This is a genomic window from Pseudosulfitobacter pseudonitzschiae, from assembly GCF_900129395.1.
GTDB classification, from domain to species: domain Bacteria; phylum Pseudomonadota; class Alphaproteobacteria; order Rhodobacterales; family Rhodobacteraceae; genus Pseudosulfitobacter; species Pseudosulfitobacter pseudonitzschiae.
This window is the reverse complement of the sequence record NZ_FQVP01000012.1, coordinates 37,588-57,935: the sequence shown is the minus strand read 5'-3', so window position 1 is coordinate 57,935 and position 20,348 is coordinate 37,588. Positions and strand designations below refer to the sequence as shown.

Below are 20,348 nucleotides of genomic sequence, written 5' to 3'. Positions count from 1 at the left end.
TCGACAAGAATGGTCTATTTCATCAATGACATTATAACCGGGGCTTTGATCGGCCTGTTGTACGCATTGGTCGCCATGGGATTTGTCGTGATCTACCGCGCCAGCAAGGTGTTCAACTTCGCGCAGGGCGAACTTGTGATCATCGGTGGTTTCATCGTTTGGTTCACGACAATGCAGGTCGGGCTAAGCCTGTGGTTGTCGATACCTCTATCGTTGGTTCTGGCGGGTCTGGTCGGATATGCGATCGAACGGATCTTCCTGACAAAGCTGATCGGTGAATCCGTGTTTTCGATGGTCATGGTCACCGTCGGCCTGCTGATCTTGTTGCGCGGGCTCGTGCTGCTGCTGTTCGGCCCCGCTGTCCGGCCCTTCCCGATCATCTTTCCGTTAAAGCCGCTTTTTCTCGGAGATATGTTGATCCCGATGAACCTTTTGATCGGCGGGATCATCACCGTCGTCGCGGCTGTTGGCCTGTCGTGGTTCTTTAACCGGACCCGGTCTGGCCTGCGGATGACCGCCGTGGCGGAGGATCATGTCGTCGCCTCCTCGATGGGGATCTCCGTGAAGGGATCGATTGCCTTCGCGTGGATCTTGGGATCAATCCTGTCCACGATCGGTGCGATGATCTTTCTCAGCGGCAAGTCGCTGACCTTCCTCGCGTCCGATATCGGGTTCGCGGCGCTCCCCGTTGCGCTGTTTGCCGGGCTCGAATCCATCGGCGGTCTGATCCTTGCCGGGGTGATCATCGGTGTGGCGCAGAGTCTGACCACAAACTACCTCGATCCGATGATCGGCGGTTCGCTGGGCAGTGTCGTGCCCTATATAATCATGCTCGCCATCTTGCTGGTACGGCCCACGGGGCTGTTCGGCTGGCGCACGATCGAGAGGGTGTAAGTCATGGATCCTTCCGGCATTTTCCCCACCAGCTATCGCACCGACAGGCGTGTTGTCCGTACGCGCTGGCAAATGGCTGCTCTCGCGCTTTTCGTCGGTCTCATGCTGGCAGCGCCCTACCTCGTGAGCGGACGCATCGTCGCAATTCTGAACATGATGATGATCAGCGCGGTCATCGCCGTCGGGCTTCAGATCTGCACCGGATATGCGGGGCAAATCAACCTTGGCCAGGCCGCGTTCATGGGTGTCGGGGCCTATACCGCCGCGATTCTGGCATCGAAAACGGGTCTCACATTCCTTCTGACGATCCCGCTGGCCGGGTTATCTGCTGCGCTGTTCGGTTTTCTCTTCGGGCTGACCGCGGCACGGATCAAGGGGTTCTACCTTGCCCTCACCACCATTGCGGCGCAGTTCATCTTTCACTTTGCCGTCCTGAACCTGCCCTCGAACTGGATGGGCGGATCGAACGGCATTACCGTGCCTCCCGCAGAGCTATTCGGGCTGCGTTTCGTCGGCGAAACCGCGCAATTCTACATGAATTTCGCGGTCACTGCGATTATGATCGCAGGTGCGTTCGGTATTGTGCGCTCGCGCTTCGGACGTGCCTTCGTGGCGGTCAGGGACGACGATGTGGCGGCCGGGATCATGGGGATCAATGTCGCGGCCACCAAGGCGAATGCCTTTCTCATCGGAGCGTTCTATGCCGGGGTCGGCGGGGCACTCTGGGCCTATATGATACGCTTTGTGGGTGTCGATCAATTCACCCTCTTCCATTCAATCTTTTTCGTGGCGATGATCATCGTCGGCGGCATGGGATCCATTGTGGGCGCATTGGTCGGGGTGTTCGTCATCCGCATCATCCAGGAAATCATCGCGACCGTCGGCCCGAATATCGCCGATTCGGTATCTTTTCTGGGCGGCGACATCGTGTTCGCGGGCATGAACGTCATTCTGGGCGGCGTGATCGCATTGTTCATGATCCTGGAACCCAAGGGGCTGATGCACCGCTGGAATATTATGAAATCGTCTTACCGTATCTGGCCGTTCCCCTACTGACCGATAGAACGGCTTTCAACCTGGGAGGAATAACAATGACCTACAAGACACGACACGGGCTTCGCGGCATGCTGGCCGCAGGTGCCATGGCCCTCGCGGCGACCATACCGCTGAAGGCACAGGCCGAAACGACGTATAACCTTGCCCTCCTATCGGACTTCTCCGGCCCCTATGCCGATATCATGCCGACACTGGCTTCGAGCCGCGAAGCGGTTTTCGACTGGTGGAACGCCACCAGCGGTCAGAAACTTGGTGTGAAGCTGAACTATAAGAACTACGAAACCCGTTATGACGCCGCCCAGGTGGCGAGCCTTTGGCCGGGAATCAAATCGGAACTGGACCCGATTGCGGTCGTCGGCCTTGGCGGACCGGATGTTGCCGCCCTTTCCGAGCGCCTGCCGGAAGACAAGATCCCGATGTTCATGGCGACAGCCGCCTACGGCTATGCCTGGCAATCCGACGCGTGGATTTTCAATCCGCGTCCGACCTATTCGCACGAGAGCGCTGGCTTCCTGAGCTGGATGCGTGAACAGCGCGGCGGTGACGAACCCCTCAAGGTCGCAATCCTGGCGTCCGAAGCCTCGCCCGCCTACGTCGACATGGCAAAGGGCCTGGAACTCTACGCAGAAGAACATCCCGAAGAGCTCGATCTGGTCGAGATCATCTATACCGAGGTGCAACCAACGGATCTGACGGCCCAGATGCGCCGCGTCGCGCGGGCAGGTGCCGAGGCGCTGATCGTCCAGACGAACACCTCTATCGTGGTTGCGGCGAAACGTGGATTGCAGGCCAACGGTGCCGACATCCCGATCATGATGAGCTCGCATAACGGGCTCCCTGCCTCGGGCGGCGCGCTTGGCGGACTTGATCAGCTCGAAGGCGATTACGAGGCCTACGGCATGGCAGTTGCTGCGGATGAAGACACACCCGCGCGGCAATTCTATGAAACGCTGGCTGCGGATTATGGCCTGGAAGCACCTTGGAACGTTGTCACGGCGATGGGTATTTCCCAAGGGCTTTATACCGTGGCCGTAATCGGCCACGCGATCGAGGAGAACGGGGCCGAAGGTCTGACCGGCGAGAAAGTACGCGAGGCGCTCTTTGCCCAGCCGATCACAGCGGAGGAAACCCAAGGGTTCCTGCCGACGCTGACCTTCACCCCCGATGCGCCATTTCCTCTGAAAGGTCTTCAAGTGAATGTTGGCACCGTCAAGGACGGCAAGATCACCATCGAAGCAACGGGCGTGGATGTTCCCGACGTCAAGAAGTGGTGAACACAACCGGGCGCCGCGATCGCGGCGCCCGTTCTGAACCCTAACCCCGGGCACAATACCATGCTGGAACTCAACAACGTAGAAGTGACCTATTCCGATGTCATCCTGGCGCTCAAGGGCGTTTCGATGAATGTGCGCGAAGGTCAGTGTGTTGCGCTGCTCGGCGGCAACGGGGCGGGGAAAAGCACGACGCTGAAAGCTATTTCAGGCACGTTGAAGTCGGAGGACGGAACTGTTTCGGCGGGCTCCATCACGCTGAACGGCACGCCGATCCAGAACATGGAAGCGTCAAACGTGGTCAAGACCGGTCTCATCCATGTGATGGAAGGGCGGCGCGTGCTGCGCCACCTCACGTCCGAGCAGAACCTTATCGTAGGCGGGCATATGGTGCCCAACTCCGCTGAGCTGAAAAACCGGCTGGATCATGTCTATACTTTGATACCTCGCCTGACCGAGCTACGCAGCCGAACCGCCGGATTCATGTCCGGTGGCGAGCAACAGCTGCTGCTGATCGGTCGCGCCATGATGGCGAAACCCAAGATCATCGCCATTGACGAGCCATCGCTCGGGCTCGCCCCGATGATGATCCGGGATGTCTACGCGGTGCTTAGGCAACTCAAATCCGAAGGGACGACCTTTTTCCTGGTCGAGCAGAACAGCGCCGCGGCGCTGTCGATCGCGGACTATGCCTATGTGATGGAAAACGGGCGTATCGTGATGGATGGCCCCGCCGACAAACTCGCGGACAACGAGGACATCAAGGAATTCTATCTCGGTGTCACCGCGTCGGGCGAACGCAAAAGCTATCGCGACATCAAACACTATCGGCGTCGCAAGAGATGGCTTGGATAGAAAGGGACAGACTATGAGTGAACTGCTCGACATCAAGGGCCGTACCGCATTTGTAACCGGTGCCGGACAGGGGGTGGGCCGTCAGGTCGCGCTGTATCTGGCGCAGCACGGAGCTGGCGCCGTTGTGGTCAATGATTTCCACGCCGAGCGCGCAGAAAGCGTTGCTGCGGAGGTGGAAGCCGCAGGCGTCAAGGCGCTTCCGTTGGCATTTGACGTATCCGATTTCGAGGCCGTTGGCGCAGCCTTTGCCGAAGCGCAGGGAACCTTTGGCGGCGTTGATATCCTGGTCAACAATGCGGGCAACGCCGGGCCGACGTCCCGGCTTGACGATCTTGTGCCGTTCTGGGAATCTGACCCAACCGAATGGCGTCGTTGGATGGCCACGAATTACGACGGGGTGCTGAACTGTACCCGCCACGCGATGCCGTTGATGGTCAAAGGCGGCTATGGGCGGATCGTGACCGTCATCTCTGACGCGGGCCGCGTCGGAGAGCCGCATCTGGCGGTATACTCCGGTGCCAAGGCGGGAGCCGCGGGCTTTATGCGGGCCATTGCAAAGGCCGGTGGCCGGTTCGGGATCACCGCGAATTGCGTCGCCCTCGGCGGAACACGCACGCCGGCGGTCGCCGATCTGATCCCCGACGCAGAGACCGAGAAGCGGGCCCTGTCGCAATATGTGATCCGCCGGTTGGGAGAGCCGGAAGACCCTGCCGGCATGATCCTGTTTCTGTGCTCGGACGCGGCGAGTTGGATCACCGGACAGACCTATCCGGTGAATGGGGGGTATTCCTTTGCCTGCTAGGGCCGAATGTGGGCGGGCGACTTTAGTCGGATCCGCCCGCGAACACGCTGTCATTGTCAGCGCCAAGCTCGGGCGGAAGGCCCGAAATTCCGGATACAAAGTCATTGAATTTCAAGGGCTGAACCAGGAAAGTCTCGGTTTTGCCGCTGTCATGCGCGACGGTGCGCAGCAATTGCCGTGCACGTACATGCGGGTCGTCCAGCGTTTCGACCAACGAATTGAGCGGCCCCCAAGGCACGCCCGCGGTGTCAAACAGAACTCCCCAATCGGCACGCGTTTTGCTGACCAGCACCGCCGCGATCTCTTCGCGCAGTGCGTCCTTGCGGGCGACGCGGTCACGGCCTTTCAATCCGGCCAGGTCCGGCTTGCCGATCACATCGCAGAACGGCTTCCAGAACCAGTCCTCATGCGCGATGGACAGCGTCATCAGCTTGCCATCCTTGCAGGTGAAAACGCCATAGGCCGGTTCGGAGATGAATTCGCCCAACGGCGTGCCATTCGCGGCTGGAACGAGGAAGGCGGTGAGCATGGAGACCACTGCGTCCGACATCGAGACGTCCACGTACCTCCCCTGCCCCGTGCGCTCGCTGGAAACGACCGCCGACAGAATCGCAATGGCCGCGAACAGCGCCGCGCCGACATCCGCAAGTGGAATGGTCGGCAGCGGTCCGGGCTGTCCGGCATCCGCCTGATCGGCCAGCAGCCCACCGACACCTTCGTAGCTCAGATCGTGGCCCGCCCGGTCTCGATAGGGACCATCCTGCCCGTATCCCGAGATCGACACGTAAACGAGGCGCGGATTGATCGCGCGCATGTCTTCGAAACCGGCGCCGAGCGCCGCCAGTTTGCCGGGTCGGAACCCCTCGACGATGACATCGGCACCTTTAGCCAGATCGTGAAACTGTGCCATTCCTTCGGTCGATTTCAGGTCGAGCGCAACGCTGCGCTTGCCCCGGTTCAGCGCCCGGAACAGGGGTGGAAACTGCCGGGCCGGATCGCCGATACCCGGCCTTTCGACCATGATGACCTCGGCGCCCATGTCCGCGAGCAGCATTGTTGCATAAGGACCGGGGAATTGTTCGGCGAGGCTGAGAATTTTCATGCCGGCCAGGGGTGCAGTGCTCATATCAGGCTCCATCTGTCGTTTTCCGCGCGAGCGGGTCCGCCTCATAGCAGCGTATTTCAGCAAGAAAAGCAAGCCGAAAACCTAAAATACTGTTTTTATTCATGAGGTTAACGTGACTGAAGCACCCCCGACCCTATCCGTCGAACGTATGTCCAGAACCGAATGGATCACCCTCCAGCGGACTGACCAGATGAACGCCATGTCCATGCAGATGTTGCATGAGATGACCGCCGCCCTGGAGAACGCGATGTCCGACGACGCAGTCCGCGCCATCGTTCTGACCGGATCGGGGCGGGCGTTCTGTGCCGGTGCGGATCTCAAGGAAGTCGCCGGTTCCAATCATGAACCCGGCCAGCCGGACCTGCTCGATCTGGTCGATCATACCTTCGGCCTGATGCGCGACGGCCCCAAACCCGTGATTGCCGCTGTGAACGGGCTTGCCATGGCAGGAGGGCTCGAAATGGTGATGGCCTGCGATCTGGTCTTTGCCGCTGAAAGCGCCAAACTGGGCGATGCCCATTCCAATTTCGGCGTGTTTCCGGGGGCCGGGGGCGCAGCGATTTTGCCACGGCGGATCGGTCTGAACCGCGCCAAATACCTGCTGTTCTCGGGCGAAAACGTATCCGCACAGGACATGATGGACTGGGGACTGGTGAACAAGGTAGTCCCGGATGCGGAACTGCACGACGCCGTCCAAGCCTTCACCGACAAGCTGGCCGACAAAAGCCCTGCCGTGCTGCGCCGCATGAAAGCGGTCGCGAACCGGTCACTGAACGTCGACGAAGCTGCCGCCTTGTCTGAAGAAATGCTGAATCTGCGCGCGCACATGAGGTCGTGGGATATGCGCGAAGGTCTGGCGGCTTTCAATGAAAAGCGCAAACCGCAGTTTCGCGGCTACTGAACAAGGAGACTGCAAGATGCAGGATATCTATGTCGTTGGCGTCGGGATGACGCCGTTCGGGAAATTCCGGGACAAGACCATCAAGGACATGACGGGCGAAGCCGTCACCGCCGCGCTTTCGGACGCCGGGGTGACCGCTGATCGCATCGACGGTGCATTCTTCTCGAACGCGGTGCAGGGTCATATGGACGGCCAGCACATGATCCGGGGCGAGATCGCGTTGCGCGAGATGGGCATTCAGGGCATTCCGGTGGTCAACGTCGAAAACGCCTGTGCCAGCGCCTCGACCGGGTTCAAGCTGGCCGTGGATTTTCTCAAGGCAGGGAACGGTGATTGCTGTTTGGCCGTGGGTGCCGAGAAAATGTATTCGGATGACCGCGCGCTGATGTTCTCGGCCTTCGACAGCGGTTGGGATGTCAGCAATGGCGAAGAAGTCGCGCGGCGTCTGGCCGATCTGGGCGCCGGGGTCGAGGAACCGGAAGGGTCGAAATCGCCCAAGCCCTACAGCGTGTTCATGGATGTCTATGCCGGTTTCGCGCGGCTGCACATGAAGACCTTCGGCACGACGCAGGAACAGTTCGCGGCCGTCTCTGCCAAGAACCACGCGCATTCCGCGCATAATCCGCTGGCACAATACCGCGATGCGATGACAGTTGAACAGGTTCTGCACGCGCCGCCCATCACCTACCCGCTGACCCTTCCGATGTGCGCGCCGATCTCCGATGGCGCGGCCGCGGCGGTTCTGTGCACCGGCGAAGGGCTCAAGCGGCTGGGTCTCGATTCATCCCGCGCGATCAAGGTCAAGGCCGCGATCCTGCGCTCAGGCACCGACCGTCCGCCGGAGGATTACAAAAACCACCTGACCCGCCTTGCAGCACTTCAGGCCTATGAACAGGCGGGGCTTGGCCCAGAAGACATGTCGGTCGCCGAGGTACATGACGCCACCGCCGTGGGCGAAGTCATCCAGATCGAGAACCTCGGTTTTGTCCCGTTTGGCGAGGGTGGGCCAGCCAGCCTGCGCGGCGAAACAAAGATCGGCGGGCGGATCCCCGTGAACCCCTCTGGCGGGCTGGAATCCAAGGGGCACCCGGTCGGGGCCACCGGGATCGGACAGGTTTTCGAACTGGTCACGCAACTGCGGGGCGAGGCTGGCGCGCGTCAGGTCGAAGGTGCGAAGAATGCCATCGCCGAAAACGGTGGCGGCCTGCACGGCGTCGAAGAGGCCGCTGCCTGTGTCACCATTCTGGGCCGTTGAAACAAGGAAAAGAATATGGAAAACGTGATCGCCGCCGCTCAGGCAATCTATACAGACGAGCAGCGCATGTTGCTGGAAAACTTCCGCAAGATGGCCGAAGCGGAGTTCGCTCCGTTGGCAGAAAAATACGAGGATCTCGGCCACCCGCCGGATGCGGACACGCTGAAATCCCTGTTCGCCAAGGTCGAGGAATTCGGCCTGATCAGCGGACTGATACCGGAGGAAGACGGCGGTGCCGGGATCGACCGGATGACCTACGGCATCCTCTACGAGGAACTGGCCCGCATCTGGGCCGATTTGGCGATTGCGGTGCTGATCCAGGGCCATGCTGTTTTCGCGGTCAACCTGCTGGGCGATGCGGCGCAAAAAGAGACATATCTGAAGCCGCTCCTGCGCAGTGAACGCATTTGTGCCACCTGCATTTCCGAACCGGAAGTCGGCTCGAACGTGCGCGAGGTGAAGACCCGCGCGGAACGTAAGGGGGACAAGATTTTCGTTACGGGCCAAAAGCTATGGATTTCCAACGGGGCGCAATCGGACTTCGCAATCGTGGTCTGTAATCTCGACGATGGGATCTCCATGGTCATCGTCGATCGCGACAAGGGGGGCTATGAAAGCCGCGAGTTGCGCAAGATGGGGCTTGTCGGTGCCTCGACCTGCGAATTGTTCTTTGACCGGGCCGAAACGACGGACGCCCATGTTCTGGGGAACTCCGGCGGCGGTCTGTTCCAGACACTGAAGCTGTTCGAAAGCGCGCGTGTGTTTGTCGGCCTGACCAGCATCGGCATCGCCCAGGCCGCGCTGGAATGCGCCGTCAAATACGCGCAGGACCGCGAGCAGCACGGAAAGCGGATTGGCGGGCATCAGTTGATCCAGGGGTATCTGGCCGACATGGCCACCCATCTAGATGCAGGACGGCTGTTGTGCCAGCGCGGGCTGCAACTTCTTGATATGGGCGTGCGCTGCGACACCCAGACCTCGATGGCAAAATGGTATGCAACCGAGATGGCCGTCGAAATCGCCGGAAAAGCGGTGCAGATCCACGGCGGTAACGGCATCACCAAGGAATTTCCCGTCGAACGCCACTTCCGCAATGCGAAAGTCATGCCGATCCCGGATGGCACCACCGAGATTCAGAAGCTGGTGATCGGGCGGAACCTGACAGGGTTGAACGCGTTCTGAAAGCGATTCCTGCCCTGACAATGTAGGACCGCGCAAGTGACAAGGTTCGCGCGGCAGCGCGCACCTGCCACAGACGGCGTCGGGCCTTTGGCCCGTGCACATCGGGTTCTCCGTTTATCGAAGGGCGATTGCAGCTTCATGCGATTGCGCTGGCCGAAACCAATGTGGTGTTCTCACAAGCGGATGCTGGATCGCCTGGTTCTGACCGATCGGACGGCCGAACACGATGCGTTCGCGCGCATAGGCCGCCGCATTTTCCAGAACGTACATCCCGAACCCGACCTCTGCCGAAGCGACGACAATCCGCTCGGCGTTCCGTCCGTGCAGCAGGACCTTGAAGCACGGCGACGCGCAAAGGTGAATATGTGCGTGGTGTCAAGGACGACGTCCGGTTCAGTGACGCCAAAGCAGGAGCGGTGTGCCCCCCGGATCAGCGGCCGCAGCATCCGGGCCTTCCGTTCGTCGGTGCCAAAGCCGACCACAGGTTGCAGCCCGAAAATGTTGATCTGCACCGCAGAATTGGCCGCCGCACCGTAGCGCCCGATCTCCTGCATGACCAGAGATGCCTTGTTGATGCCGGGACCCGATCCGCCACTGCTCTTCCATGGTCACGCCATAGAAGCCGCCCTTTGCGATCTCGGCGGTGAAAACGTCGCAGCGGATATGGGCGATATGGGCTATGACCGGTCGGCCTTCGGGATCAAACAGGCGCGAGACGACACGGGCCACCGGCTCGCTGAAGGTGACGCCCAGCAAGTGGGCGGTGGCGACATCGGCCCGGACGATAGTGATGATCTGGTAGCCCGACAGGTCCGTCAGGCCGGTATGATCGCGCGACAGTTGCGAATAAAGCTGCGTTTCGTCGGCACCCTCGGGCAGCATGTCAAAATAGTGCTGCGGCAACCACAGATCGGCCAGCGAATAGGGCTGCGCCTTGGTATAATGGCGCTTGCGCACATGAAGCTGCGGCGTTTCCATCCCCGTCAGGTCGCGGCCAAGATCGGAAAGCGCCAGCGGATCGTGGGCGGGCGCGCGCGGCTTGATCTGCTCGGCCTGCGCGATGACAAAGATGCGCAGTCCGAGTGCGCTTTCGATCAGGCCCGCACTGCGCAGAACCCCCAAGGCCTGACGGACGGCCCCGTTCCTGTGTGGGACTGGGCAACCAAAGACGCTCAGATCCCTGCCGGTGGGCACGTCTACTTCGACTCTCAGCCCGGCTGCTCGTTATGCGGCTGAGATCCGGGCCAACCGTGCATAGGTTCGGCAACGTCGATCCCGACTCTGAAGACACATTGATATGGTACGAAAGCGGGCGAATTGGGTCAAACTTGCCGCACGGCGTTACCACCGAGCATAGCCACATCCGAGGATGGGAACCCGCGGTGGTGTAGCAAACCCGGTCAGCTGATCCGTGCGTTCATCCAATTCAGAACCGAAGCCACGTCTGCGACCGGTGAGGTTTGGCCGCATCAAATGACGGGCCGCACTAAATGGATCTATAGCGTGATCGTCGACTGCAGACCTGCTCGTGTCCATTCGAGACCCATCTTTGGTAAGGGTGTATCTGAAATCACGACAGACGGGATCCCGATGATCCACAGACTCTTGGATCATGACCTTTCTTTCCCAGATTCCGAACAATTTCTTCACGCATGATCTTAACAATCTCGTTTTCGGATCGCAGGATGACATCCGTTGGGGCACCAACCCCGACGGCGAAAAGACGAGAACTCTGGTGGCTGGGGAAAGGCATGGAGATCAATCCCGCGCCTTTGACAACTTGATCGGTGGAAAGATAGTACCCCTTGGCGCGGGTCTGGGCCAACGAGGCGACGAAGGCCTTCACGTCCACTGCCGGTTCGTCGGGCGCACGGTAGGCATTGATTCTTCGCAACAGACGGCACACTTCTTCATCGCTGAAGCGGCTCATCAGAACCCGCCCAAGCCCCGAAATTCCCAGCGGTCGTCGCGTGCCAAGTGAAATGTGGTGGATCGGCGACTTTTTCGGACGGATCAGGTGCACATATTCCGCGTCGTCACCGTTCTTGGTTGCCAGGACCACCACATGCCGGGTCCGTTCCGAAATAGCCTTCAGCAGCCGCTGAATGATGCCTTCACCGAACAGGTCGGGATTCATCCATGACCCCAAAAGCGGAACCCGCTCGGTGGGGAAATAGCTCTTCCGTTTAGCGTCGTGGGTCAGGAACCCCAACTCGACCAAACTTTTCAGGAGCGCCGAGGTGCTCGATTGCGGATACCCCAATTCCTTGGAGACCTCCACGACCGATAGCGGTCGACGAACCTCGTCGAAATACACCAAGGTCTGGCATGTGCGCGCGACCGATTTCACAATGGGGGTCCCGCGTGCCTTCACCGAAGCCCGATGCGCGTCATCCATAATCCCCTCCCGGCATACTATTATATGAACAGTATTCAGAAAGTAGAATGGCGGCGGATGTAATTTCTGTCAACTGTTAGAAAATTACACAAAGCCCGCCACATGCGTCGGAGGCTCGAGAAGGTGTCGGGTACGGGTGTCAGTTGCCTCCTCTCCTCGTGGGGATAATTACGCCATCTGCGGCCACGGCGCCTTGGCCACTCGGACCGATGATCAACGGGTTGACGTCAATGGTCTCAAGCGCGGCGCCGTGATGGGCCGCAAAGGCTGACAGGCGCGCGAGCGCGTCGGCGAGCGCGTCGATGTCGCGTTCGGGCGCGCCGCGGAATGCGTCCAGCAGCTTGCGACCGTGGATTTCGTCGATCATACGACGCGCTTCGGCGGGGCCGAAAGGGGCAACCCGGAAGGACACGTCCCCCAGGGCCTCGACCAGCACCCCGCCCAGACCGAACATCACCACCGGCCCGAATGCCGGATCCTGGGTCACGCCGAGTATAGCCTCCAGCCCCGGTGCGGCCTGTTCTGCCACAACCAGCCCGTCGATCCGCGCATCGGGCGCTTTCTCTGACGCCAGTTCCAGTATACGCGCCCCGGCAGAGCGGACCTCTTCGACCGAGCGCAGGTTCAGCGCCACGCCACCGATATCGGATTTATGCAGGATGTCAGGCGAGGCAATCTTGAGCACGATCGGAAAGCCTATCTCCTGCGCCGCCTCGGCTGCCGCTTCCGGGGTCTTGGCCAGAATTTCGCGCACGATCCCGATGCCGGCCTCGGCAAGCAGCGCCTTGGCCTCGATCTCGTTCACCATGCCGTCCGGCAACGGCGACAGGTCCGGCAGTTCGGGTATCGGGTCGTCTTCGCCCGCGCGCGCAAAGGATTTGGCGAAATAGCGCAATGCGGCCATCGCGCGGACCGCACGGGTCGGTTCCTCGAACACGATGAACCCCGACTTTTCATATGCGGCACGACCCTCGGGTTCGGTCAGCGAGCAGAACAGCATCGGCCTGCCGGGGTACTTCTCGCGGATGCGCTCCAGCCCGGTCCGGATGGCTTCGTTCATGTCGGCAACAAGACCGACCGTGGACATGAAGATGATGGCACCGTCAATTTCGCCGTCGCCAAACAACACATCCATGTTGGTTTCCAGCAGGTCGATCTGGTTCACCAATTGCGCCGTCACATCGACGGGGTTTCGGACACCGGCGAAGGGCAACACCGCTTTCAGCTTTTTCTGCGCATGATCGGGAAGCGCGGGCACATCCAGCTTCAGTTTCTCTGCCTCGTCGGCCATCAGCACCCCAACGCCACCGGACACCGTCACGAGGCCCAGCCGGTCGCCCTGCATCATCGACGCGGATTCGGCGCAGGCATAGGTCACATCGAACATTTCGTCGACAGAGTGCGCCCGGTAGACACCGTATTGCCGGAAAGCCGCGTCATAGACCGCGTCGGACCCTGCCAGTGACGCGGTATGCGACTGTGCGGCTTCGGCGCCAACCGCGCTGCGTCCGACCTTCATCATGACCACTGGCTTTTCGCGGGCACGGGCGAGTTCAAGAGCCTCGACCAGCCTGTCGCGGTCGGTCGCGCCTTCGAGATAGCCCATGATCACGCGGGTTTCGTCATCCTGCGCGCAATAGGCTACGGCATCGGCGAAATCGACGTCGCAGGAATTGCCCGTCGTCGCCCACAGGTTAACGCCCAGTCCGCGCATCCTGACGAGCGTCATGCAGTACGACCCGAAGGCCCCGCTCTGGCTGACGATTGACACGCCGCCGGGTTTGGGCAGGTACTTTTCAACCCCCGGCGTGAAGGTCGCGTAAAGGTTGTGGCGGACGTTGGCGATGCCAAGGCAGTTCGGCCCGACAAGCCGCATACCGCCTTCGCGCGCGATATCGACCATGCGCGCCTGAAGCGCTGCACCTTCGTCATTGACCTCGGAGAACCCCGAGCTGAAGATCACCGCGCCGCGCACGCCGCGCGCCGCGCAATCCTCGACCGCCTGAACCGCCAGCCGCGCAGGCAACGCGATTACCGCCAGATCCGGTGTCGTCGGAGCCTCGGTGATCGACGGATATGCCGTCAGCCCCTGCACCTTGGACGTTTTCGGGTTTATCGGCAGGATCGTACCGTCGAACCCATGCCGCCTGAGAAAATCCACCGGTCGTCCGCCGATGCGTTTGGGATCACTCGACGCGCCGATCACGGCAACAGAACGAGGGGCGAAAATGGCATCCATTCCGTCAATTCGCATGGGTTTTCCTTTGATGTTCGTATTAATAGGATTTCGGCAGGCCAAGCGCGTGCTCCGCAATGAACGACAACACCAGTTGCGGTGTGACCGGCGCGATGCGGAACAGGATGGCTTCGCGCACCAGACGCTCGACATGGTATTCCTTGGCATATCCGAAACCGCCGAATGTCAGCTGCGCGGTCTGCGTCGCCTTCACCGCCGCTTCGCCGGCCAGGTATTTGCCCGCATTTGCTTCGTTTCCACACGGCTTGCCAGCATCGTAAAGCGCGCCGGCGTTCATTGCCATGAGGTTGGCCGCTTCCAGTTCGGCCCAGCAGGCGGCCAAGGGGTGCTGCACACCCTGGTTCTGGCCGATCGGCCTGCCAAACACGACACGCTCATTGGCGTAATCCGCAGCGCGGCGCAGCGCGTTGCGCCCGATGCCAACTGCTTCGGCGGCAATCAGAACCCTTTCGGGGTTCAACCCGTGCAGGATCTGGCGAAAGCCCTGACCTTCCTCGCCGATCAGATCCTCGGCCGGAATCGGCAGCCCGTCGATGAACAGCTCGTTTGAATCGACACATTTGCGGCCCATCTTCTCGATCTCGCGCACCGTGACGAATGTCCGGTCGAGATCGGTGTAGAACAGGCTCAGGCCTTCGGTCGGTTTCTTGACCTCTTCCAGCGGCGTGGTACGCGCCAAGAGCAGGATCTTGTCGGCAATCTGGGCGGTCGAAATCCAGACCTTCTGCCCGTGCACGACATAGCGGTCGCCCTGACGCACGGCACGGGTCTTCAGCTTGGTCGTGTCCAGGCCGGTGGTTGGTTCGGTCACGCCGAAACAGGCCCGTTGCGCGCCGGCCACCAGCGGCGGAAGGTGCTTTTTCTTCTGGTCGTCGGTGCCGAATTTGACAACGGGATTGAGTCCGAAGATGTTCATGTGCACCGCCGAGGCCGCGCTGTTGCCGCCCCCTGATTCCGCGATGGCCTGCATCATGATGGCCGCATCGACGATGCCCAGACCGGCGCCGCCGTACTCTTCGGGGATGGCGATGCCCAGCCAGCCATCGCGGGCCAACTTTTGATGCAATTCGTGCGGGAATCCACCCTCGCGGTCCCGGTCTAGCCAAAATTCATCATCGAACTCTTCGCAAATCCGAAAGATCGCGTCCCGAATTCCCTGCTGCTCCGATGTCATTTGATAGGTCATGATTTTTCTCCTTCATTCTCGCGGACCCCGATCAGGAGTCCGGCTCGCCAACCGTGCCATTATCAATCAACGCGGCAATCTGTTCGGGGTCGAAACCAAGCTCTTCCAGCACCGCACGGCTGTCGGCCCCCAGTTCGCCGCGTCCGAGCCAGCGCAATCGTCCCGGCGTCTTGTCCAGCTTTGGCACGGGTCCGACGACCCTCGTGTCGTCTCCCTCGACCCCAACGATGTCGCCGCGCGCCGCGATCTGCGGATCGGCCAGGATGTCATCGACGTCATAGACCATCGCCGCCACGGCATCGTGGGACTTGAAGATGTCGATCGCTTTCTGCGCGTCATGCTGTGCCACGAATGCGCCGAGCCGGTCGACGATCTCTTCCGTATGATCCGCAAAGCCATCCAAGCTTTGGAATTGCGGCTGTTCAGCCCATTCCTGTCCGCCCGCGGCTTCCAATAGGCGTCGCCCGGTCGCCGCGCTGCCTGCGCTGACCGTGACCCACTTCCCGTCCCGAGCGCGGAATACGCCCGCCGGGGCGTAGGCGTTGGGAGCCTGAAGCCCGTTTCGATCAACCGGCAGGCCCGCGCCGGTCCGCGTTGGAACGTGATAGTCGATCAGACGCAACAGCGGCTCGAAGATGGCCAGATCCACCACCTGCCCCCGGGCGCTGCCGTTGTGCACCGCATGAAGCGCCATCATCGCGCCGTAGGCCGCCATAAGGCCAGTGGTTGAATCTGCCGCCGGAAAGCCGGGGTGCATCGGTGCGTTGTCGGCAAAGCCGGTCATGTTGGCCAGTCCGCTCATGGCCTCGCCGGCTCGACCGAAACCGGGCCAGGAGGACCGCGGCCCGGTCTGGCCATAGCCCGAGATCCGCACGATCACCAGATCCGGGTTCCATTCATGCAAGACCTCCGGCGCCAATCCCGCTCTTTCAAGCACACCGGGGCGAAAGTTCTCGATCAGAACCTGCGCGTTTTCGACCAGGCGGCGCAGAACCTCGCGGCCCTCGTCGGTCTTCCAATCCAGCGCCACCAGCCGCTTGTTTCTCGCCAGTGTTTTCCACCAGACACCTACACCATCCTTGGCGCGCGCGCTCAGAACCCGCAGCATGTCGCCCTGCCCCGGTCGTTCGATCTTGATCACCTCGGCACCGAAATCGGAGAGCAGCGCGCCGCACATCGGCGCGGCAATCACATGCCCCAGTTCAATCACCCTGAGATCGCTCAGCGGCCCGTCTTTTACCTTCATTCGGTCGTCTCCCAGATTGTCATTTCCCGGTCGTCAAGCCCCAACCTCTAGGTTCAGCGCTCTCAGTCTCCCCGGAACCGAAATACATTGCGAGAATAATCGAACGCCCGTTAGATCTTTGGAAAAGGCAACGACGTTTTCACTTGACGGAGGAAGAAATGGTTGAGTTAGACACGAATCGAATGGCTGAGCGCCGACGCACGGTTGCACAGGCATTGGACGGTCTGTTCGATCCGGGTACCATCGCCGTGGTCGGGGCGTCCCGCACCAGGGGCAAGCTCGGACAAGCCGTGCTGGCGCTGCTGAAGAGCAACGGCTATCGCGGCAGGATCATCCCGGTGAACCCTTCGGGCGGCGAGATCGAGGGCCTTGAGGCTGTACGCAGCCTGGAAGAGATCGACGGTCCGATTGACGTGGTCGTTCTGGCCACCCCGGTCGGTGTTGCACTTGATGCGCTGGAAAACTGCACGCGGCTCGATGTCAAAGTCGTGGTCGGGGTGACGTCGGGGTTTTCGGAAGCCGGGGAAGACGGGCAGGAAAACGAACTGCGATTGCGCAGGATCATGCAGAACGCACCCTTTCGCCTGGTCGGACCGAACTGCGAAGGCGTGGTGCGCCCCGCGTCGGACCTGCAACTGACCTTCAGCCCCATGTTCAACGACCTCCGCCCCGGCCCGGTAGCGATAATCTCCCAATCCGGCGCGCTTGCGGGTCTTATGGCGCTGCGCCTGGGCGAACGCGGCGTGGGGATCAATGCCATCGTCTCCAGCGGTAACGAAACCGATCTGACGGCGGCAGATCTGCTCGACTACCTGGGAAACGACCCGCAGACGCGTGTGGTTCTGTGCTATGTCGAGGAACTGCGCGACGGGCGTCGGTTCGTCGAAGTTGCACGCCAACTGGCAAAGGCAGGCAAACACGTCGTTGCGGTCAAGGGCGGGCGCAGCCGCGCCGGATCGCGCGCGGTCCAGTCGCATACCGGCGCGATGGCCGGAGACGACCGGGTGATCAGCGCGGTGTTTCGTGAAACCGGGGTAATCCGCGCGCGCGAGTCCGTGGCCGCTGTCGATGCCGTCACGGCGCTCGCCGCGGGGCGGCGGCCTGCCGGCAACCGGGTCGGCATCATCTCTGTCACCGGCGGGCTTGGCGTCGAGATGACCGATCTGGCCGAAAGCGCGGGGTTCGAGGTGCCGGTGCTGGCCGAGGCGACGCAGACCGCGCTATCGCGCTATGTGCCGTTCTACGGGTCGGTCTCGAACCCGGTCGACCTGACCGGCGTGGTTCTGGCGAATCCCACCTATGTGGGTCGCTGTCTGGAGGCCGTTGCCGATGATCCGGGCGTCGATATCGCTATCGCAATCATCACATTTGTGCCGGATCAACAGTTCATCGAAGCCTTGGCCGAAGCGTTCGACAGCACCGGCAAGCCGATCCTGATCGTCTGGACCGGCGCTGCGCGCAGTAATGCCTCGGGCGAGGCGCTGCGCGAACGGGCTGTTCCGGTGTATGATTCGCCCGCGCGGGCGGCGTCGGGCCTTGCGGCGCTGGCAGCCACGACGGGAGAAGTATCATGACCCCCAGAGAAACACTGGAAAGCTGGCACCGTGCCGGGCGCAAAGTGGTGCACGAGGCCGACGCGAAGGACCTGCTGCAGCGGATCGGCATACCGGTGCCAAAACGCAACCCCGCCGAAGGGCGCTGTGTCGCCAAGCTGTGTCACGACGACTATCCGCATAAATCCGATCATGGCCTTGTCCGGCTGGGGCTCTCGCCCGAAGAGGCGAAGCGAGCCACCACCGAAATGGCGCAACGGTTCCCGGGCGGCACGACGCTGATCGAGGAAATGGAAGACGGGTCCGTGGCCGAATGGATCATCGGCTGTAAACGCGACGACACTTTTGGCCCGATCGTTCTGGCCGGTCCCGGCGGCATTCTGGTGGAACTGATCGACACGGCCGAAATCCGGCTCGCTCCGGCAAAGCCACAAACCGCCGAATCTATGGTGCGCTCGGGTCCGGGCGCCAGGATGCTGGCTGGCCTGCGCGGCGCGGAACCGGCCGACCGGGGGGGCCTGGCGGACCTGATTTCGCGCATATCTGTTTTCTTCGCCGAAAACGCCGATCTGATCTCGGAAATTGAAATCAACCCTGTGATGGTTCGGGCGGACGGGAAAGGTTTGGTCGCTGCCGATGCCTTGATCGTGTTGTCACCTAACGCGGATGAACAGGAGAGTTAAACGTGATACGTCACCCTTTCGGAGAGTTGTCACTGGGCCAGACCGGCGTGTCGAGCGGGCGAACGATGACGGAAACCGATGTCGTTAATTTCTGCATGCTTACCGGGAACTGGCTTGAACTGCATTCCAACATTGAGCATGCCAAGGAGGCGATCTACGGCCAGCGTCTTGTTCAGGGCAGCCTCGTGTTTTCCATCGTCAATGCGATGATCCCCTTCGACAGCTCCGTGCTCGCCGCCTTCTACGGCTGCGACAAGCTGCGCTTTCTGCGGCCGACCTTCATCAACGACACCCTCTGGGCGCGCGTGGAAATCGTCAATCTGAAGGACCATGACGAAAAGCACGGCGTCGTGACCAGCAAGCTGGAAGGCATCAACCAACGCGACGAAACGGTCCTGCGCTGCGAATTCAGTCTGCTGATCCGCAAGACACGTCTGGATCGCCCCGGAGAGCCCGCCAAGATCCGCGCCGCGCATGACAAAACACACGGAGAGAACGCATGAACTTTCTGACACCCGAACAAGAGATGTGGCGCACCACCGTCGCGCGTTTCATCGACGAAGAGATCGGCCGCGACTACATCCGCAAATGCGACCGTGAGCGCGAATACCCCTATGAGGCCTACGAAAAGGTCGCCAAGCAGGGCTGGCTTGGCATCCTCTTTTCCGAGGAAAGCGGCGGGCTGGGCGGCGATATCGTGGATTACGCCCTGATGTGCGAGGGGCTGGCGAAATACGGTTTCGATTTTTCCACCGGTCTGATGGTCGCCACCTTCACCGCGATGAACATCGAGAAATTCGGCACGCCCGAACAGAAAGAGCGCTACATCCAGCCGTTCCTTGATGGCGACATCCGCTTCTCGATTTCGATTTCCGAACCCGGCGCCGGGTCGGACGCGGCTTCAACCAAGACCCGCGCGCGGCGTGATGGCAATGGCTGGGTGGTAAAGGGGCAAAAGCTCTGGTGCTCGGGCGCAAAGGCCGACAATGCGATTCTGGCCATGCTGACCCGCACCGACCCCGACGCCCCCAAGCACAAAGGGCTTTCGGTGTTCCTGATCCCCAACGACGCTGAAGGGCTGGACATCCGCAAGCTGCCGACCCTGGCGCGGCGCGCAACGGGCACCACCGAGATTTTTGTCGACGATGTGAAACTGCCCGCCGACGCGCTGCTGGGGACCGAAAACGAAGGCTGGAAAATCATCACCGACCATCTGGAACTGGAACGCGTCGCCGTGGCCGCCGCCTATGTCGGCAACGCCCAGACAGCGGTGGACGACGCTCTGCGTTATGCCCATGAGCGGATACAGTTCGACAAGCCGATCTTCGACTTTCAGGTGATCCGCCACATGCTGGCCGATATGCAGACCCAGGTCGACGCCGCGCGGTTGCTGGTCTATCGTGCCGCCAACCTTGCCGCGGCCAAAACGCCCTGCACGCGCGAAGTGTCGATGGCAAAGCTCTTTGCCTCCGAGACCCTGCAAACCGTCACACGCAACGGCATGCAGATCCTCGGTGGTCATTCCATGCTGCCGGACGCGGATATGGAACGGTATTTCCGCGAAGGAATGCAAAGCACCATCGGCGGCGGGACATCGCAGATCCAGCGCACGCTGATCGCCAAGACCATGCGCCCGAACTGACGTCGGGACCGCATCGGAACGACGGGACAACAGGGAGAAAG

At 61.1% G+C, this 20,348-nt stretch carries 18 protein-coding genes and 2 pseudogenes; 12 read left to right on the top strand and 8 right to left on the bottom strand.

Annotation, left to right across the window (positions count from 1 at the left end; genetic code table 11):
* Nucleotides 1-9 precede the first annotated feature (9 nt).
* From BUC08_RS21950 to BUC08_RS21930, 5 genes are read left to right on the top strand one after another with little or no spacing between them, the layout of a single operon-like run.
* Complete coding sequence (locus BUC08_RS21950) at nt 10-894, top strand: branched-chain amino acid ABC transporter permease (protein ID WP_037929833.1); 885 nt, start codon at nt 10-12, stop codon at nt 892-894.
* A gap of 3 nt (nt 895-897) precedes the next feature.
* The gene (locus BUC08_RS21945) at nt 898-1,950 is read left to right on the top strand and encodes a branched-chain amino acid ABC transporter permease (RefSeq protein ID WP_037929836.1); all 1,053 of its coding nucleotides are present in this window, start codon (nt 898-900) and stop codon (nt 1,948-1,950) included.
* Nucleotides 1,951-1,985: 35 nt separating this feature from the next.
* Nucleotides 1,986-3,224: an ABC transporter substrate-binding protein gene (locus tag BUC08_RS21940; protein WP_037929839.1), complete on the top strand. Its 1,239-nt coding sequence runs from the start codon at nt 1,986-1,988 to the stop codon at nt 3,222-3,224.
* Between the two features lie 60 nt (nt 3,225-3,284).
* Nucleotides 3,285-4,076: an ABC transporter ATP-binding protein gene (locus BUC08_RS21935; protein ID WP_037929841.1), complete on the top strand. Its 792-nt coding sequence runs from the start codon at nt 3,285-3,287 to the stop codon at nt 4,074-4,076.
* 13 nt (nt 4,077-4,089) lie between these two features.
* The gene (locus tag BUC08_RS21930) at nt 4,090-4,878 is read left to right on the top strand and encodes an SDR family NAD(P)-dependent oxidoreductase (protein ID WP_037929844.1); all 789 of its coding nucleotides are present in this window, start codon (nt 4,090-4,092) and stop codon (nt 4,876-4,878) included.
* A 22-nt stretch (nt 4,879-4,900) separates the two neighbouring features.
* On the opposite strand, the gene BUC08_RS21925 is transcribed toward BUC08_RS21930, so the two are convergent.
* Nucleotides 4,901-6,004: a CaiB/BaiF CoA transferase family protein gene (locus BUC08_RS21925; protein WP_224556204.1), complete on the bottom strand. Its 1,104-nt coding sequence runs from the start codon at nt 6,002-6,004 to the stop codon at nt 4,901-4,903.
* Nucleotides 6,005-6,116: 112 nt separating this feature from the next.
* Between BUC08_RS21925 and BUC08_RS21920 the strand changes: the two genes are divergently transcribed.
* From BUC08_RS21920 to BUC08_RS21910, 3 genes are read left to right on the top strand one after another with little or no spacing between them, the layout of a single operon-like run.
* Complete coding sequence (locus BUC08_RS21920) at nt 6,117-6,905, top strand: enoyl-CoA hydratase/isomerase family protein (RefSeq protein WP_224556207.1); 789 nt, start codon at nt 6,117-6,119, stop codon at nt 6,903-6,905.
* Between the two features lie 16 nt (nt 6,906-6,921).
* Entirely contained in the window at nt 6,922-8,160 is a 1,239-nt protein-coding gene (locus tag BUC08_RS21915) for a thiolase family protein (protein WP_037929853.1), read from the top strand.
* A 15-nt stretch (nt 8,161-8,175) separates the two neighbouring features.
* Entirely contained in the window at nt 8,176-9,342 is a 1,167-nt protein-coding gene (locus BUC08_RS21910; protein ID WP_037929856.1) for an acyl-CoA dehydrogenase family protein, read from the top strand.
* A 114-nt stretch (nt 9,343-9,456) separates the two neighbouring features.
* Here BUC08_RS21910 and BUC08_RS25265 read toward each other — a convergent pair whose 3' ends face one another.
* From BUC08_RS25265 to BUC08_RS21880, 7 genes and pseudogenes are all read right to left on the bottom strand, one after another.
* Nucleotides 9,457-9,669 carry an acyl-CoA dehydrogenase family protein gene (locus BUC08_RS25265; RefSeq protein WP_224769650.1) on the bottom strand — a complete coding sequence of 71 codons (213 nt, stop codon included), beginning with the start codon at nt 9,667-9,669 and terminating at the stop codon, nt 9,457-9,459.
* Between the two features lie 155 nt (nt 9,670-9,824).
* Nucleotides 9,825-9,896, bottom strand: a pseudogene (locus tag BUC08_RS25260) (hypothetical protein); the annotation flags it as partial.
* 103 nt (nt 9,897-9,999) lie between these two features.
* Nucleotides 10,000-10,320, bottom strand: a pseudogene (locus BUC08_RS25255) (UTRA domain-containing protein); the annotation flags it as partial.
* A gap of 592 nt (nt 10,321-10,912) precedes the next feature.
* Nucleotides 10,913-11,740 (bottom strand): IclR family transcriptional regulator, encoded by an 828-nt coding sequence (locus BUC08_RS21895; RefSeq protein WP_037929863.1) that lies wholly within the window; start codon nt 11,738-11,740, stop codon nt 10,913-10,915.
* A 139-nt stretch (nt 11,741-11,879) separates the two neighbouring features.
* Complete coding sequence (locus BUC08_RS21890) at nt 11,880-13,994, bottom strand: acetate--CoA ligase family protein (protein WP_224556209.1); 2,115 nt, start codon at nt 13,992-13,994, stop codon at nt 11,880-11,882.
* A gap of 22 nt (nt 13,995-14,016) precedes the next feature.
* Nucleotides 14,017-15,183 carry an acyl-CoA dehydrogenase family protein gene (locus tag BUC08_RS21885; RefSeq protein WP_037929869.1) on the bottom strand — a complete coding sequence of 389 codons (1,167 nt, stop codon included), beginning with the start codon at nt 15,181-15,183 and terminating at the stop codon, nt 14,017-14,019.
* A 31-nt stretch (nt 15,184-15,214) separates the two neighbouring features.
* Nucleotides 15,215-16,429 carry a CaiB/BaiF CoA transferase family protein gene (locus tag BUC08_RS21880; protein WP_037929872.1) on the bottom strand — a complete coding sequence of 405 codons (1,215 nt, stop codon included), beginning with the start codon at nt 16,427-16,429 and terminating at the stop codon, nt 15,215-15,217.
* A 182-nt stretch (nt 16,430-16,611) separates the two neighbouring features.
* Here BUC08_RS21880 and BUC08_RS21875 point away from each other — a divergent pair, with 182 nt between their 5' ends.
* Genes BUC08_RS21875 through BUC08_RS21860 form a run of 4 tightly spaced genes read left to right on the top strand, consistent with a single transcriptional unit; the run spans nt 16,612 to nt 20,307 of the window.
* A complete protein-coding gene (locus BUC08_RS21875; protein WP_037929875.1) occupies nt 16,612-18,003 on the top strand; it encodes an acetate--CoA ligase family protein in 1,392 nt (463 codons plus the stop codon).
* Nucleotides 18,000-18,665: an acetate--CoA ligase family protein gene (locus BUC08_RS21870; RefSeq protein WP_037929878.1), complete on the top strand. Its 666-nt coding sequence runs from the start codon at nt 18,000-18,002 to the stop codon at nt 18,663-18,665. Before BUC08_RS21875 ends, BUC08_RS21870 begins: the two co-directional genes overlap by 4 nt.
* Before the next feature lie 2 nt (nt 18,666-18,667).
* Complete coding sequence (locus BUC08_RS21865; RefSeq protein ID WP_037929881.1) at nt 18,668-19,168, top strand: MaoC/PaaZ C-terminal domain-containing protein; 501 nt, start codon at nt 18,668-18,670, stop codon at nt 19,166-19,168.
* Nucleotides 19,165-20,307: an acyl-CoA dehydrogenase family protein gene (locus BUC08_RS21860; protein ID WP_037929884.1), complete on the top strand. Its 1,143-nt coding sequence runs from the start codon at nt 19,165-19,167 to the stop codon at nt 20,305-20,307. Before BUC08_RS21865 ends, BUC08_RS21860 begins: the two co-directional genes overlap by 4 nt.
* The last annotated feature ends 41 nt before the right edge of the window (nt 20,308-20,348 follow it).

Excerpts from the sequence above, each read along its gene's own strand:
- BUC08_RS21950 (WP_037929833.1), top strand. The coding sequence starts at position 10 with ATGGTCTATTTCATCAATGACATTATAACCGGGGCTTTGATCGGCCTG.
- BUC08_RS21945 (WP_037929836.1), top strand. The coding sequence starts at position 898 with ATGGATCCTTCCGGCATTTTCCCCACCAGCTATCGCACCGACAGGCGT.
- BUC08_RS21940 (WP_037929839.1), top strand. The coding sequence starts at position 1,986 with ATGACCTACAAGACACGACACGGGCTTCGCGGCATGCTGGCCGCAGGT.
- BUC08_RS21935 (WP_037929841.1), top strand. The coding sequence starts at position 3,285 with ATGCTGGAACTCAACAACGTAGAAGTGACCTATTCCGATGTCATCCTG.
- BUC08_RS21930 (WP_037929844.1), top strand. The coding sequence starts at position 4,090 with ATGAGTGAACTGCTCGACATCAAGGGCCGTACCGCATTTGTAACCGGT.
- BUC08_RS21925 (WP_224556204.1), bottom strand. The coding sequence starts at position 6,004 with ATGAGCACTGCACCCCTGGCCGGCATGAAAATTCTCAGCCTCGCCGAA.
- BUC08_RS21915 (WP_037929853.1), top strand. The coding sequence starts at position 6,922 with ATGCAGGATATCTATGTCGTTGGCGTCGGGATGACGCCGTTCGGGAAA.
- BUC08_RS21910 (WP_037929856.1), top strand. The coding sequence starts at position 8,176 with ATGGAAAACGTGATCGCCGCCGCTCAGGCAATCTATACAGACGAGCAG.
- BUC08_RS21895 (WP_037929863.1), bottom strand. The coding sequence starts at position 11,740 with ATGGATGACGCGCATCGGGCTTCGGTGAAGGCACGCGGGACCCCCATT.
- BUC08_RS21890 (WP_224556209.1), bottom strand. The coding sequence starts at position 13,994 with ATGCGAATTGACGGAATGGATGCCATTTTCGCCCCTCGTTCTGTTGCC.
- BUC08_RS21885 (WP_037929869.1), bottom strand. The coding sequence starts at position 15,183 with ATGACCTATCAAATGACATCGGAGCAGCAGGGAATTCGGGACGCGATC.
- BUC08_RS21880 (WP_037929872.1), bottom strand. The coding sequence starts at position 16,429 with ATGAAGGTAAAAGACGGGCCGCTGAGCGATCTCAGGGTGATTGAACTG.
- BUC08_RS21875 (WP_037929875.1), top strand. The coding sequence starts at position 16,612 with ATGGCTGAGCGCCGACGCACGGTTGCACAGGCATTGGACGGTCTGTTC.
- BUC08_RS21870 (WP_037929878.1), top strand. The coding sequence starts at position 18,000 with ATGACCCCCAGAGAAACACTGGAAAGCTGGCACCGTGCCGGGCGCAAA.
- BUC08_RS21860 (WP_037929884.1), top strand. The coding sequence starts at position 19,165 with ATGAACTTTCTGACACCCGAACAAGAGATGTGGCGCACCACCGTCGCG.